Below are 15,028 nucleotides of genomic sequence, written 5' to 3'. Positions count from 1 at the left end.
AGCCCCAATGAAACGCTACGAAAAATTCGCCGACGACATCGCAGAACTGATCCGCTCCGGCGTGCTCGGGCCCGGCCAGCGCGTGCCTTCGGTGCGTTATGCCAGCCAGACCTACGGTGTCAGCCCGTCCACGGTGTTCCAGGCCTACTACCTGCTGGAGCGACGCGGGCTGATCCGCGCCCGGCCGCGCTCCGGGTACTTCGTCAACACCCATGCGCCCAGCCCGTTTTCCGAGCCGGTGGTGAGTGCCCATGTGCACGAGTCCACCGAGGTGGACGTCAGCGAATTGGTGTTCTCGGTGCTCGATTCCATCAAGGACCCGCAAACCGTGCCCTTCGGCTCGGCCTTCCCCAGCCCGACGCTGTTCCCGCTGCAACGCCTGGCCCGTTCCCTGGCCAGCGCCAGCCGGGAAATGGACCCGCGCATGGTGGTCACCGACATGTCGCCGGGCAACCCGCAACTGCGCCGGCAAATTGCCTTGCGCTACATGGTGGGCGGGCTGATGCTGCCCATGGAAGAACTGTTGATCACCAACGGCGCCCTTGAAGCACTGAACCTGTGCCTGCAAGCCGTGACCGAGCCGGGCGACCTGGTGGCCATCGAAGCACCGGCGTTCTACGCCAGCCTGCAAATCCTCGAGCGCCTGAAACTCAAGGCGGTGGAAATCCCCGTACACCCACGCGATGGCATCGACCTCAAGGTGCTGGCGCAAAGCCTGGAGCGTTACCCGATCAAGGCCTGCTGGTGCATGACCAGTTTCCAGAACCCGATGGGCGCAACCATGCCCGAGGCCCGGAAACAGGAACTGGTGGAGTTACTGCGCAGCCACCAGGTGCCGCTGATCGAAGACGACGTGTACGCCGAGTTGTACTACGGTCAACAGGCGCCCAAACCGGCGAAGGCGTTCGACACCGAAGGCCTGGTGATGCATTGCGGCTCGTTCGCCAAGAGCCTGGCTCCGGGCTACCGCATCGGCTGGGTCGCCGCCGGACGTTATGCGCAGAAGATCGAGCGGCTGAAATTGATGACGTCGCTGTGTGCCTCGATGCCCGCCCAGGCGGCGATTGCCGATTACCTGCAACACGGCGGGTACGACCGGCACCTGCGTAAATTGCGTTACGCGCTGGAAGAACAGCAAAGCGCCATGCTCGCCGCCATCGCGCGCTATTTCCCGGCGCAGACACGGGTCAGCCAGCCTGCCGGCGGGTACTTCCTGTGGCTGGAATTGCCGGAACAAACCGACTCGTTGAAGTTGTTCCAGATGGCGCTGGCCCAGGGCATCAGCATCGCACCGGGACCGATCTTCTCGCCGACACAGCGCTTCAGGAACTGCATTCGCTTGAACTACGGCAGCCCGTGGGACGAGTCGTGTGAGAAGGCGATGGAGACGCTGGGGAAGATTGTGCGGTCGTTTTAACCTACGGACGGGAACCGTAGCCGGGCTAAGAACCACACAGGAGTGCGCTATTTCTTACGATAGAAAGAGCGCATTCACTTGGTTCACATCAGAGATGCCTTATGACTATTTTTTCAGCTGCCGGCCTGCGACCCCTTCCCGTTCCTCCCCACTATATGCGTGCCGCAGAGCAGCAACAGGTGCGCGAAATGACAGGCGCTACCGGGCGCCCCGCGGGAGATCATCGATCGAGTGACCAGATTACCGAACAAAGCCCTGTGCTGAAGAACTTCCTGGATAACCGCGACCACTACGAAGTGAGCGATGACCTGAAGCGCCAGGTGGGTGACTGGAGCGCGGCCAACCAAGACCCGGACTCTCGCGCCGACGCCACCTACAACCTGGATAAGGTACTGCGATTTATCGACAACGTGGACGATCTCAAATTAAGCGCCAGCCATAGCCGCAACGGTGTCCTGGACGGTTTTTCGAATCACGGCTACGCCATTCATCCAGACTCGGAGGCCAGCCTGCTCAAGGCGTTTTCCCTCAGGGGCTATGAAGCGCTGCGCGGCGCCTGATACCTGGGCTGTGGCGAGCGGCGTGCCCCTCGCCACAGGCGGTACAAAACTAACGACCGCCCGCCAGGTCAAGAAAGGTTCCCGTCGCATAGGACGCCTTGTCCGAGAGCAGCCAGATAATCCCTTCCGCGACTTCCTCTGCACGCCCGCCACGGGCCATGGGGATGCCCGGTTCAAGCTTGCTGACCCGATCCGGGTCGCCGCTCAGGGCGTGGAAGTCGGTGAAAATAAACCCGGGACGCACGCCATTGACCCGGATCCCCTCGCCCGCCACTTCCTTGGAGAGCCCGAGAGTGAAGGTATCCAGCGCGCCCTTGGACGCGGCGTAATCCACATATTCCCCCGGCGAGCCCAACCGCGCGGCGGCCGATGAAACGTTGACGATGCTGCCGCCCTGCCCGCCATGCTTGGGCGACATGCGCAGCAGCGCATGCTTGGCACACAGGATCGGCCCCAACACATTGGTCCTGAGGGTCTTCAGGATGCGGAACTCGGACATCTCATCGACCCGCGACTTGTGCCCGACGGTACCTGCGTTGTTGACCAGTGCCGTCACTCGGCCCAGTTCGGTATCGACCCGGTGGAACAGGCCAATCACTTCGTCTTCGATGCTGACATCAGCCCGCACGGCAATCGCTTGGGCGCCGAGGGCACGCACTTGCTCAAGTACGCGGTGGGCGGCGTCTTCATCGGCCTGGTAATTGATACAGATGCGATAGCCCTGGGCGGCGGCCAGCAGCGCCGTGGCGGCGCCGATCCCACGACTGCCACCGGTGATGACGACGACTTTGTCCATGTGTAAGGTCTCCTGGTTCAACGTGAGCTGATGGATCCAATACTACCTGCGCCCTGCAGGTTTTGCATGGGCTCACATCACCGAATGCACACTCACCACCTGCTCGGCGCGCTGGATGTCGGCCATGAAACCCTCGGCCGGTAACGGATGCCCCAGCAGATACCCCTGAAGCGAATCGCAGCCCAGCCGGGTGAGGAAGCTCTGCTGTGAGTCGGTCTCTACACCCTCGGCCACAATACGCAGGCCCAGGGCCTGACCGAGGGCAACGATGGCCGAGACGATGGCGGCATCGTCGCTGTCGTGCTCCAGGTCACGCACGAAGCCCCGGTCGATCTTCAGCTCATTGGCCGGCAGACGCTTGAGGTACATCAGGCTCGAATAGCCGGTACCGAAGTCGTCGATGGACAGGTCGACGCCCATGTCCGAAAGCTTCTGCAACACCGTCATGCTCGCGTCGGCATCGCTCATGGCGGTGGTTTCGGTGATTTCCAGGGTCAGGCTGTTGGCTGGCAAGCGGTGGCGTTCCAGGGCAGCGGCGACACTCTTGACCAGCCCGGCGTGGCAGAACTGCAACGCCGACAGGTTCACGGCAATGCGCCAGTCGTGATAGCCCTGGGCATACCACACCTGCATCTGGCGGCAGGCTTCGTTGAGTACCCATTCGCCGATGGGGATGATCAGCCCGGTCTTTTCCGCCAGCTCGATAAACTTGTCCGGCAACAACAGGCCTTGTTGCGGGTGTTCCCAGCGCAGCAGCGCCTCGGCACCGACCGGGCGGCCGCTGATGGCGTCGAACTTGGGCTGGTAATAAAGCCGGAACTGCTCGTGCTCCACGGCATTGCGCAAGTCCTGCAGCAGTTGCAGTTGCTTGCGCGCATTGGTGTTCATCGACACGTCGAAAAAGCTGTAGCCGTTCTTGCCCATGCCCTTGGCGTGATACATCGCCGCGTCGGCGTTCATCAGCAGTTCCTGGGGCGTGGCGCCGTTGCCGGGGAACAGTGCGATGCCGATGCTGGCGGAGATTTTCAGCTCATGCTCGGCGACGTGGAAGGCCTGGTTGATCATGCCCACTTGGCGCTCGGCCAGGCGCAACGCATCGTCGGGCTGGCCCAATTGCACCAGCAATACAAACTCGTCACCGCCGATGCGGGCCAGGGTGTCCTGGCTGCGCAAGTCTTCGCGCAGGCGCAGGCCGACTTGCTGCAACAGCTGGTCGCCCATGTGGTGACCAAAAGCGTCATTCACCGGCTTGAAGCCGTCCAGGTCGATAAACATCAGCGCGAAGCAGCCGCCCTCTTCGTTCACCCGCTGTATCGCCTGCTGGATCCGGTCGGCGAGCAGGGTGCGATTGGGCAAGCCGGTGAGCATGTCGTGCAGGGCCAGGTGGGTGAGTTCCTGGTTGGCCTGGGTCAGGGAGTCGGCCAACACCGCGGTGCGGGCTTCCAGGCGGGCATCGGCCAGGGAGGTCAGCAGCGCGATGATCAACACTGCCAGGGTGGTAACCAGCACCAGGTTATCCAGGCCCTTGCCACTCAAGCCGTCCAGGGCCGCGCCGCAGAAGCTGCCATCGGCGAAACGCGCGGCGGCCATGCCGGTGTAGTGCATGCCGACAATCGCCACGCCCATCACCATCGCCGCCCCGCCTCGGGCCAACCGCACATACGGCGTGTTGCGCCGCAGGTTGAAGGCAATCCACAACGCCGCCGCCGACGCACCCACGGCAATCAGCAACGAGGCGGTGAACAGCGTGGGGTCGTAGTCGATGCCGGGGGTCATGCGCATGGCGGCCATGCCGGTGTAGTGCATGGCGCTGATGCCGGCGCCCATGATCAATGCGCCAAATGCCAGTTGCCACGCCGGCAAACGCGGCTGGCTCACCAGCCACAAGGCAAAACCGCTGGACAGGATCGCGATCAACAACGACAGCGCCGTGATGCCGACGTCATAGCCGAGGCTGATGGGCAGGCGGAAGGCGAGCATGCCGATAAAGTGCATCGACCAGATGCCCACGCCCATCGCCAGCGCGCCGCCGCCCATCCACAGGTACACCGCGCGGCCCCTGGCAGTGGCGATGCGGCCGGTCAGGTCCAACGCCGTATAGGATGCGAGGATCGCGACGAACAGGGAAATCAGGACCAGGGCGGGGGAATAACTACCGGTGAGCATGGGACTTCTCGTGACCTATGGGCCGAACGGCATCCGTGCCGGGCTGAAAAGTCAGGGATTGTAGCGAGAATAAATCTTGTACACCTGAAATATTGTCGTATAGCCACCATTCAAAATTTGACGCCAATCCGCTGGCTCAAAAACACCGTAGAACCCTTGTGGGAGCGGGCTTGCTCGCGAAAGCGGCGGGTCAGTTCATACACAGTTGACTGCCCCACCGCTTTCGCGAGCAAGCCCGCTCCCACACAAGCCGGTACACCTGCCAGAGCGGTGTTTACTTCTTGTCGCTCAGCTGCATTTGGCCATCCCAACCACCGCCCAGTGCAGCGATCAATTGCACACTGGCAACCAGCCGGGTTTGCAGCAGGGTCAGCACCGTACGCTCGTTGCTCAGGGCGGTGGCTTGCACGGTGACCACATCGAGATAGGCGATCAACCCGGCCTTGTACTGGTTCTGGGTCAGGCGCAGGGATTCCCGGGCCGCTTCGAGGGCCTCGTTACTCACGACCGCCTCGTCTTCCAGGACCTTGAGCTGGACCATGTAGTTTTCCACCTCACGGAACCCATCGAGTACGGTCTGGCGGTACTTGGCCACGGTTTCATCGTAGGACGCCTCGGCGCGGTCAACTTCGGCCGAACGCTGGCCCCCGTCGAACAGGGTCATGGCGAGTTTCGGCCCCACCGACCAGAAGCGGTTCGGCAGGCTGATCCAGTCGGCGTAGGTGCTGCTGGAATAGCCGCCGGCCAGGCTCAGGGTCAGGTCCGGGTAGTAAGCGGTCTTGGCCACGCCGATGTTGGCATTGGCCGCGATCACCGAGCGCTCCGCCTGGGCGATATCCGGGCGGCGCTCCAGCAGTTGCGACGGCAGGCTCACCGGAATCTGCGGCAGCGCCGGAATGTCCTTGCTCACCGCCAGGTTGAAGTTGGCCGGCGGCACACCGATCAGCACGGCAATTGCGTTTTCCAGCTGCGCCCGCTGCCAGATCAGGTCGATCATGCTGGCCTGGGTGCTTTTCAGCTGGGTCTGGGCCTGGGCGATGGCGTCCTTGCCCGAGACACCGGCGCGGTATTGGTTCTGGGTCATCTGCAGGGAGCGCTGGTAGGTGTCCACCGTGGCCTGCAGCAAACGGGTCTGTTCGTCCATGACCCGCAGTTGCAGGTAATCCTGCACCAGTTCCGATTGCTGGCTCAGGCGCATCGCCGCAAGATCCGCCGCGCTGGCTTCGGCGCTGGCTTCATTGGCTTCCAGGCCCCGGCGCAGTTTGCCCCAGATATCGGCTTCCCAGCTCACGCCCAACTGGGTGTTGAGGGTGTCGCGAATACCGCTGCTGGAGCTGCTGAGGCTGGCGTTACTGCTGCCGGTACCCTGGCTGGCCCGGCTTTTCGAGGCACTCAGGTCAACCGTGGGGAAGAACGCCCCACGGGCACTGCGCACCTGCGAGGCGGCCTGGCGATAACGCGCCTCGGCCTGGGCCACGGTCTGGTTGGAGCTGTTGAGTTTTTCTACCAGCTCATTCAGTTGTTTGTCGCCGTACAGCTCCCACCAGGCGCCCCGGGCCAGCGAGTCGCTGGGCGCGGCCTGGCGCCAGCCCTGCGCCTCTTTGTACTGGGCAGGCTCGGTCAATTCGGGGCGTTTGTAGTCCGGGCCGACGGCGCAGGCGCTGAGCATCACGCCGCACAGGGCCAGGCTCAGCAGCTTTGAGCCGCGAGTCATCGCCAGACGTTGCACGGTGGGAAACGTTGAATCGGTCATAGCGCAGTGTCCAGGGCAGCATCGGTACGCACTCCGCGCCAACCGTTGAAACGGTGGCGCAGGCGGTCGAGATAAAGGTAAACCACAGGCGTGGTGTAGAGGGTCAGGATCTGGCTGAACACCAGCCCGCCGATAATCGTCAGGCCCAGAGGCTGGCGCATTTCCGCGCCTTCGGCCGTGCTGAGCAGCAGCGGCACGGCGCCAAGAATCGCCGCCAGCGTGGTCATCAGGATCGGGCGCAGCCGCACCAGGCAAGCGGCGCGGATCGATTCCAGCGGGCTCATGCCGTCCTTGCGTTCCAGTTGCAGCGCAAGGTCGATCATCAGGATCGCGTTTTTCTTCACCACCCCGATCAGCAGGAACAGCCCCAGCAGCGAGATCAGGCTGAACTCGCCCCCCAGCAGGTAAATCGAAAGCAAGGCGCCCACCCCCGCCGACGGCAAGGTCGACAGAATGGTCAGCGGGTGGATATAGCTCTCATACAGAATCCCCAATACCAGGTACACCGCTACCAGTGCACCGAGGATCATGAACGGCTGGCCTTTCTGGGTGGCGGCGAAGGCGTCGGCCGTACCGGCCATCTTCGCGATCACCTCTTCCGGCAGGCCGACCTTGGCAATCGCCCGCTCAATGGCAGCCGTGCCCTGCTCCACCGTGACGCCGGGCGACATATCAAAGGCAATGTTTTCCGAGGCGAACTGGCCTTCATGGCTGACCCGGTCGTCCGCCAGGCTGTTCTCATAGTGAGCGATGGCCGACAGCGGCACGCGCGCACCGGTGGACGTGATCACCTGCATCTGATTGAGGGTGATCGGGTCCTGGGCGTACTTCGGATTGACCTCCATCACCACCTGGTACTGGTTGAGGCTGTCGTAGATGGTGGAAATCTGCCGCTGGCTGTAGGCGTTGTTGAGCACGGCAGTGACCATGTCCATGTCAATGCCCAGGCGCTTGGCCTGGTCGCGGTCGACAATCAACGTCACCTGGGCCGCCCCACGTCCTTCACGGGCATCGATGGCGGTCAGCTCCGGCAGCTCACGCAACGCGGCAACCACTTTCGGGTACCACAGGCGCAAGGCCGCCAGGTCGCCGCTTTGCAGGATGTAGGAATACTGCGAGGTGGTCTGGTCGCGGCCGCCACCGAATTGCAGGTCCTGGTCAGCCATCAGCATCAGGCGCCCGCCGGGCACCAGTGGCACATTCTTGCGCATGCGCTCGATCACCGCCTGGGCAGAAATCTTGCGTTCGCTGATGGGCTTGAGCCGCACCAGCATCACCGCGTTGTTGGTGCCGCTGTTGCCGCCAATAAAGCCTGCCACGCTCAACACCGCGGGGTCCTGCAGGACCGCCTTGCGGAAAATTTCCATCTTCGGCTGCATCACACTGAATGACAGCCCGTCGTCGCCACGCACAAAGCCGATCAGTTGCCCGGTGTCCTGCTGGGGCATGAAGGTTTTCGGCACCACCACATACAGCGCGACGTTGACTCCGATGGTCACCAACAGGCTGAGCAGCGTCAGGCGCTTGTGGCGCAGCACCCAGTCCAGGCTGCGGGCGTAGCCTGCCACCATGCGATCGTTGATCTTCTGGCTCCAGCGCTGCAAGCCTGTTTCCTGGCCTTTGACATGCGGCTTGAGCCAGCGGGCGCAGAGCATCGGGGTCAGGGTCAGCGACACCACCAGCGAGACGATGATCGCCGCCGCCAGGGTGATGGAAAACTCGCGGAACAGGCTGGTGACGATCCCGCCCATGAACAGGATCGAGAGGAACACCGCCACCAGCGAGACGTTCATCGACAGCAAGGTGAAGCCGACTTCCTGGGCTCCCAGATACGCCGCCCTCATCGGCGGCACACCCTCGTCGATGTGCCGGGAAATGTTCTCCAGCACCACGATGGCATCGTCCACCACCAAGCCGGTGGCGAGGATCAGCGCCATCAGCGACAGGTTGTTCAGGGAAAAGCCGAACAGGTACATCACTGCAAACGTGCCCACCAGCGACACCGGCACCGCCAGGGTGGGAATCAGCGAGGCGCGGAAGTTGCCGAGAAACAGGTACACCACCAGGATCACCAGGGCCACGGCAATCAGCAGGGTCATCTCGGCTTCGTGCAAGGTGGCGGTGATCACCGGCGAACGGTCCATGGCCAGGTTCAGCTTGACGCTGGACGGCAACACCGCCTGCAAGGCCGGCAGTTGTGCCTTGATCTGCTTCACCGTCTCGATGATGTTGGCGCCGGACTGGCGGTTGATCACCAGCAGCACCGCCGAGTCATTGTTGAAGAAGCCGCTGTTGTAGCGGTCCTCGACGCCGTCGCTGATCTTCGCCACATCCCCCAGGCGCAAGGCCGCGCCATTCTGGTAGCGGATCAGCAGCGGTTCATAGTCCTTGGCCTTTTCCAGCTGATCGTTGGCCTGGATCTGCCAGTTGCGCTGGCTGTCCTCCAGCGAACCCTTGGGCCGGCGCACGTTGGCATTGGCGATGGTATTACGCACATCGTCCAGGGCCACTCCGTACTGGTCGAGGGCCTTGGGTTCCAGTTCGATACGCACGGCGGGCAAGGAGCTGCCGCCGATCTGCACTTCACCCACGCCCGGCACCTGGGACAGGCTCTGGGACAGGATGGTCGAGGCCAGGTCGTACAGCTGGCCCTTGGGCAACACGTCCGAAGTCAGGGACAGCACCATGATGGGCGCCTGGGACGGGTTGATCTTCTTGTAGGTGGGCATGCTGCGCATGCCACTGGGCAGCAGGTTACGCGAGGCGTTGATCGCCGCTTGCACTTCCCGCGCCGCGCCGTTGATGTCGCGATTGGAGTCGAACGCCAGGATCACCCGGGTCGAACCCTGGCTCGACGAACTGCTCATGGTGGTAATGCCGGCAATCGCGCCGAAGGAGCGCTCCAGCGGCGTGGCCACCGTAGACGCCATCACCTCGGGGCTGGCCCCCGGCAAGCTGGCCGACACCACGATCACCGGGAAATCGATCTGCGGCAATGGCGACACCGGCAACAGGTTGAAGCTGACGCCGCCCAGCAGCATGATCGCCAGGCTCAGCAGCATGGTGGCTACCGGCCGGCGAATGAAAGGTCCGGACAGGTTCATGACTCAACCGGCTCCAGGCGCACCGGCTCTTTGCGCCAGCGACGGCCGAGGCGGTCGAAATACAGGTAGATCACCGGGGTGGTAAACAGGGTCAACACCTGGCTCACCAGCAACCCGCCCACCATCACCAGGCCAAGCGGCTGGCGCAACTCGGCGCCGGAGCCGGTGGCGAGCATCAACGGCACGGCACCGAACAGCGCCGCCAGGGTGGTCATCAGGATCGGCCGGAAGCGCAACAGCGCCGCCTGGTAGATCGCGGTTTGCGGGTCCAGGCCCTGGTTGCGCTCAGCGTCGAGGGCAAAGTCGATCATCATGATCGCGTTCTTCTTCACGATGCCGATCAGCAGGATGATGCCGATGATCGCGATCATCCCCAGGTCGTTGCCACTGAGCAGCAAGGCCAGCAAGGCGCCCACCGCTGCCGACGGCAGGGTCGAGAGGATGGTGATCGGGTGGATGTAGCTCTCGTAGAGCACCCCGAGCACGATGTACATGGTCACCACCGCCGCCAGGATCAGCAGCAAGGTACTCGACAGCGAAGCCTCGAATGCCTGGGCCGCGCCCTGGAACTGGGTCTGCACGCCCACCGGCATGCCGATGTCTTTCTGGGTCTGGTTGATCAGGTCGACGCCCTTGCCCAGCGCCACGCCGGGGGCCAGGTTGAACGACATCATCACCGCCGGGAACTGACCGATATGCGCGATTGCCAACTGGGCCTGGCGCTGTTCCACATGGGCCAGGCTCGACAGCCGCACCTGGCCACCGTCGGTGGTTTTCACATGGATCTGGTTCAGGGCGTCCGGGCCGAGGGTTTCACCGGACTGGGCCTGCAATACCACGCGGTACTGGCTGGCCTGGGTGTAGATGGTGGATATCTGCCGCTGGCCGAACGCGTCGTACAGCGCGTCGGTGATGGTCGACACCGACACGCCAAGGCGCGATGCGGCGTCACGGTCGATCACCAGGTACACCTGCAGGCCCTTGTCCTGCAGGTCGCTGGCGACGTCGGAGAGTTCCGGCAACTGGCTGAGGGCGTGTACCAGCTTTTCACTCCACAAGGCCAGCAGCTCGGCGTCCGGCGAGGACATGCTGAACTGGTACTGGGTACGGCTGACGCGGTCTTCGATGGTCAGGTCCTGCACCGGCTGCATGAACAGGCGAATCCCCACCAGCTTGTCCAGTTGCGGCTGCAGACGCGTGATGATCTGTGCCGCGCTCAGGTCCCGTTCGCCGTGGGGCTTGAGGTTGATCAGCAGGCGACCACTGTTGAGGGTGGCGTTATCACCGTCTACCCCGATATAGGACGACAGGCTCTCCACCGCCGGGTCTTCGAGGATGATCTTCGCCAGTTCCTGCTGGCGCTGGCTCATCGCCGCAAAGGAAATCGACTGTGGCGCTTCGGAAATGCCCTGGATCACACCGGTGTCCTGCACCGGGAAGAAGCCCTTGGGCACCACCATGTACAACACCACGGTCAGGCCCAGGGTGGCGATGGCCACCAGCAGGGTCAGCGGCTGATGCCTGAGCACCCACTGCAACTTGCGCCCGTAGGCCTCGATCAGCCAGTCGATCCAGGCGCCGCTGGCCTTGTAGAAACGGCCCTGCTCTTCCTCTTTCGGCTCACGCTTGAGCAACCGCGCGCACATCATCGGCGTCAGGGTCAGGGACACCACCAGGGAAATCAGGATCGCCACCGCCAGGGTGATCGCGAATTCACGGAACAGCCGCCCCACCACGTCCGCCATGAACAGCAGCGGGATCAATACCGCGATCAGCGACAGGGTCAGGGAAATCAGGGTGAAGCCGATCTGCTTGGCGCCCTTGAGCGCCGCATTGAGCGGTGTATCGCCTTCCTCGATGTAGCGGGAAATGTTCTCCAGCATCACGATGGCGTCGTCCACCACGAAACCGGTGGCGATGGTCAGCGCCATCAGCGTCAGGTTGTTGATGGAGAAACCGGCGAGGTACATCACGCCGAAGGTGCCCACCAGGGACAGCGGCACGGCGATGGACGGAATGATGGTCGCGCTGAAGCGGCGCAGGAACAGGAACGTCACCATCACCACCAGGGCAATGGCGATCAGCAATTCGTGTTGTACATCCTTGACCGAGGCCCGGATGGTCTGGGTACGGTCGGTAAGCACCGTCACGTCCAGGCCCGCCGGCAGGTTGTCGGTGATGCTTGGCAACAGCGCCTTGATCCGGTCCACCACCTCGATGACGTTGGCCCCGGGCTGGCGCTGGATGTTCAGCAGGACCGCCTGGTTTTCGTTGGCCCAGGCCGCGAGGCGTTCGTTCTCGGCGCCGTCGACGATCTGCGCCACATCCTTGAGCCGCAACGGCGCGCCGTTGTTGTAGGCGAGGATCAGTTCGGCGTATTCCTTGGGCGAGACCAACTGGTCGTTGGCGTCGAGCATCGACACCCGCGTGGGGCCGTCAAAGTTACCCTTGGGCTGGTTGACGTTGGAGGCGGCGATCAGGGTGCGCACATCCGACAGGTTCAGGCCGTTGGCCGCCAGGGCCTCGGGGTTGACCTTGATCCGCACCGCCTGGCGCTGGCCGCCGGCGATGCTGACCATGCCGACGCCGCTGATCTGCGCGATCTTCTGCGCCATGCGCGTGTCGACCAGGTCATTGAGCTTGGGCAGCAACATGGTCTTGGAGGTGATGGCCAGGGTCAGCACCGGGGTATCCGCCGGGTTGACCTTGTTGTACACCGGCGGCGCCGGCAGGTCCTTGGGCAGCAGGTTGGTGGCGGCGTTGATCGCGGCCTGCACCTGTTGCTCGGCGACATCCATGTTGATGTCGAGGTTGAAACGCAGGGTCAGCACCGAGGCGCCGCCGGAGCTGGTGGACGCCATCTGGGTCAGGCCGGGCATCTGTCCGAACTGACGCTCCAGGGGCGCCGTGACCGCGCTGGTCATTACGTCCGGACTGGCGCCGGGGTACAGGGTCATCACCCGGATGGTCGGGTAATCCACCTGGGGCAAGGCCGAGACCGGCAGCAGGCGATAAGCGATCACGCCGGCCAGGACAATGGCCAGCATGCTCAGGGTAGTGGCTACCGGGCGAAGGATGAACAGCCGCGAGAGGTTCATGCGCCGCCCTTTTGCGCCTTGGCGGCATCAGCCGGGCCTTGTTGCGTCTTGGCTGCCGGTTGACCCTGGAGGTGTTCGGTCGGCGTGGTCGGCACTTCAGTGCTGTCGTTGACCACTTCAATGTCACTGCCGTCCTTCAGGCGGTCGGTGCCTTCCAGCACCACGCGGTCGCCGGCGGCCAGGCCTTGCTTGACCACGGTGTTGTCGCCGTCGGAATCACCGATCACCAGCGGACGCACCTTGACCTTCTTGTCGCCATCGAGCACGTAGACGAAGGTGCCGGTATTGCCGAACTGAATCGCCGCCGACGGCGCCAGCACCACGTTGTGCAGGGTGTCGGCCAGCAAGTGCACGTTCACGAACTGGTTGGGGAACAGCGCCTGGTCTTTGTTATCGAACCGCGCCTTGAATTTCAGGGTGCCGGTGGTGACGTCGATCTGGTTATCGAGGCTCTGCAGCACGCCCGTGGCTTTCACCGCGACATCGCCACGGTCCCAGGCTTCCACCGGCAGCTTGTTGCCGGCGTGATAACGCGCCAGCACGGTTTCCAGGGTGTTTTCCGGCAACGTGAAGACCACGCTGATGGGTTGGGTCTGGGTGATCACCGCCAGGAAGGTGGTGTCGTTGGCGGCGACGAGGTTGCCCACGTCCACCTGGCGCAGGCCGACACGCCCGGTAATCGGTGCGCGGATCTTGGTGAATTCGAGGTTGAGCTTGGCGTCATCCACCGCGCCCTGGTTGGTCTTGACCGTGCCCTGGTACTGCAACACCAGCGCTTCGGCGGTGTCCAGGGTCTGCTTGGCGATACTGTCCTGGGCATACAGGTCGCGATAACGCTGCACGTCGACCTGGGCGTTTTTCAGCTGGGCCTGGTTCTGCAGCAACGTGCCCTGGGCCTGGAGCAAGGCATTCTGGTAACTGCGCGGGTCGATTTCCGCCAGCAGGTCACCGGCCTTGACCATCTGCCCCTCTTCAAAGGCGATCTTGACCAGCTCTCCGCCAACCCGGCTGCGCACATTGATGGTGTTGAGTGCCGTCACCGTACCCAGCGCCTTGTAGTACACCGGGAATTCGCCCAGCACCGCCGGCGCCACACGCACCGGCACCGGGCCAGTGGAACCCCCAAAGCCCGGGCGCATCATCCCCGACTTGCCGGCATGCCCGGCGGGCTTCTTCTCGGCGCTGTCCTTGTGGCTGGTGCCAGGCCAGAACTTCCAGCACAGGCCGGCAATGACCAGCAGCACGAGAAGGCCGAACAGCCAGCGGCGGGAGTGACGAGGGGTGGATTGCATGGAGTGATCAACCATTGGGTGCGAGAGCTTCTTCTTCGGGAGGCTGAAAGATAAGCACTGGGGCGCGTTAAGAAAAGCGCCTTTACCGGCTATTTACCTTGGATTACAACTTTTAACTTCTGTGCTTAGTCCATTCGCTATCTGGCTAAGCCTCTGAAGCACAAATAAAAACGGCCTGGACTAGGCCAGGCCGTAATACTGCATCACGCGTGTTACTGCAAAACGACAGTAATGCGTAGTAACAGTTACTTCAAAACAGCCAGGGCTGCCTCGTAGTTCGGCTCTTGGCCGATTTCGCTGACCAGTTCGCTGTGCAGCACGTTGTCGTTCTCGTCCAGTACCACGACGGCACGGGCGGTCAGGCCGCGGAGCGGGCCATCAGCAAGCGCTACACCGTAGTCGACAGCAAAGGCTGCCTCACGGAAGTCCGACAGGTTCTTCACGTTTTCCAGGCCTTCGGCACCGCAGAAACGCGCCTGGGCAAATGGCAGGTCGGTGGAGATGCACAACACTACGGTGTTGTTCACGTCGTTGACCTGAGCGTTGAACTTGCGAACCGAAGTGGCGCAGGTCGGGGTATCAACGCTTGGGAAAATGTTCAGCACTTTGCGCTTGCCGGCGAAAGTCGCCAGGGTCGCGTCAGACAGGTCGCCGGCAGTCAGGGTGAAGTCTGGCGCCTTGGCGCCGACTTTCGGCAAATCGCCTTCGACCTGGACAGGGTTGCCTCGGAGGGTAACTTGAGCCATGAACGGAATCCTTCTAGTGGTGGTAGTGAAACGAATTTCAGGTGCCGAAGTTAAACACAAAGTTCGATGGGCACCTATGGGCGGACGCAAATTGTC

9 protein-coding genes are annotated in these 15,028 nt (G+C 62.9%); 2 read left to right on the top strand and 7 right to left on the bottom strand.

Annotated elements, in window-relative coordinates:
* Positions 1–7 precede the first annotated feature (7 nt).
* Both mapR and HX818_RS10355 read left to right on the top strand, forming a co-directional pair.
* Positions 8–1,417, top strand: coding sequence for a GntR family transcriptional regulator MpaR (mapR, locus tag HX818_RS10360; RefSeq protein WP_003207510.1), 1,410 nt, complete (start codon positions 8–10; stop codon positions 1,415–1,417).
* A gap of 188 nt (positions 1,418–1,605) precedes the next feature.
* Entirely contained in the window at positions 1,606–1,977 is a 372-nt protein-coding gene (locus HX818_RS10355; RefSeq protein WP_008435173.1) for a hypothetical protein, read from the top strand.
* A 49-nt stretch (positions 1,978–2,026) separates the two neighbouring features.
* On the opposite strand, the gene HX818_RS10350 is transcribed toward HX818_RS10355, so the two are convergent.
* From HX818_RS10350 to tpx, 7 genes are all read right to left on the bottom strand, one after another.
* The gene (locus tag HX818_RS10350; protein WP_008435175.1) at positions 2,027–2,773 is read right to left on the bottom strand and encodes an SDR family oxidoreductase; all 747 of its coding nucleotides are present in this window, start codon (positions 2,771–2,773) and stop codon (positions 2,027–2,029) included.
* A 72-nt stretch (positions 2,774–2,845) separates the two neighbouring features.
* A complete protein-coding gene (locus HX818_RS10345) occupies positions 2,846–4,939 on the bottom strand; it encodes a bifunctional diguanylate cyclase/phosphodiesterase (RefSeq protein WP_003207505.1) in 2,094 nt (697 codons plus the stop codon).
* A 274-nt stretch (positions 4,940–5,213) separates the two neighbouring features.
* A complete protein-coding gene (locus tag HX818_RS10340) occupies positions 5,214–6,692 on the bottom strand; it encodes an efflux transporter outer membrane subunit (protein ID WP_003207503.1) in 1,479 nt (492 codons plus the stop codon).
* Positions 6,689–9,796 (bottom strand): efflux RND transporter permease subunit, encoded by a 3,108-nt coding sequence (locus HX818_RS10335; protein ID WP_102605669.1) that lies wholly within the window; start codon positions 9,794–9,796, stop codon positions 6,689–6,691. Before HX818_RS10335 ends, HX818_RS10340 begins: the two co-directional genes overlap by 4 nt.
* Positions 9,793–12,894, bottom strand: a complete 3,102-nt coding sequence (locus HX818_RS10330; RefSeq protein ID WP_177019994.1) for an MdtB/MuxB family multidrug efflux RND transporter permease subunit — start codon at positions 12,892–12,894, stop codon at positions 9,793–9,795. Before HX818_RS10330 ends, HX818_RS10335 begins: the two co-directional genes overlap by 4 nt.
* Positions 12,891–14,201 (bottom strand): MdtA/MuxA family multidrug efflux RND transporter periplasmic adaptor subunit, encoded by a 1,311-nt coding sequence (locus HX818_RS10325; RefSeq protein WP_003207498.1) that lies wholly within the window; start codon positions 14,199–14,201, stop codon positions 12,891–12,893. Before HX818_RS10325 ends, HX818_RS10330 begins: the two co-directional genes overlap by 4 nt.
* Positions 14,202–14,431: 230 nt before the next feature.
* Complete coding sequence (gene tpx, locus HX818_RS10320) at positions 14,432–14,932, bottom strand: thiol peroxidase (RefSeq protein ID WP_134326424.1); 501 nt, start codon at positions 14,930–14,932, stop codon at positions 14,432–14,434.
* Between the last annotated feature and the right edge of the window lie 96 nt (positions 14,933–15,028).

The organism is Pseudomonas sp. F9001, assembly GCF_013385435.1.
Lineage (GTDB): Bacteria > Pseudomonadota > Gammaproteobacteria > Pseudomonadales > Pseudomonadaceae > Aquipseudomonas.
The sequence above is the reverse complement of the archived record's forward strand: the minus strand, read 5'-3'. Positions and strand labels throughout refer to the sequence as shown.

Excerpts from the sequence above, each read along its gene's own strand:
- HX818_RS10325 (WP_003207498.1), bottom strand. The coding sequence starts at position 14,201 with ATGGTTGATCACTCCATGCAATCCACCCCTCGTCACTCCCGCCGCTGG.
- HX818_RS10340 (WP_003207503.1), bottom strand. The coding sequence starts at position 6,692 with ATGACCGATTCAACGTTTCCCACCGTGCAACGTCTGGCGATGACTCGC.
- HX818_RS10335 (WP_102605669.1), bottom strand. The coding sequence starts at position 9,796 with ATGAACCTGTCCGGACCTTTCATTCGCCGGCCGGTAGCCACCATGCTG.
- mapR (WP_003207510.1), top strand. The coding sequence starts at position 8 with ATGAAACGCTACGAAAAATTCGCCGACGACATCGCAGAACTGATCCGC.
- HX818_RS10350 (WP_008435175.1), bottom strand. The coding sequence starts at position 2,773 with ATGGACAAAGTCGTCGTCATCACCGGTGGCAGTCGTGGGATCGGCGCC.
- tpx (WP_134326424.1), bottom strand. The coding sequence starts at position 14,932 with ATGGCTCAAGTTACCCTCCGAGGCAACCCTGTCCAGGTCGAAGGCGAT.
- HX818_RS10330 (WP_177019994.1), bottom strand. The coding sequence starts at position 12,894 with ATGAACCTCTCGCGGCTGTTCATCCTTCGCCCGGTAGCCACTACCCTG.
- HX818_RS10345 (WP_003207505.1), bottom strand. The coding sequence starts at position 4,939 with ATGCTCACCGGTAGTTATTCCCCCGCCCTGGTCCTGATTTCCCTGTTC.
- HX818_RS10355 (WP_008435173.1), top strand. The coding sequence starts at position 1,606 with ATGACAGGCGCTACCGGGCGCCCCGCGGGAGATCATCGATCGAGTGAC.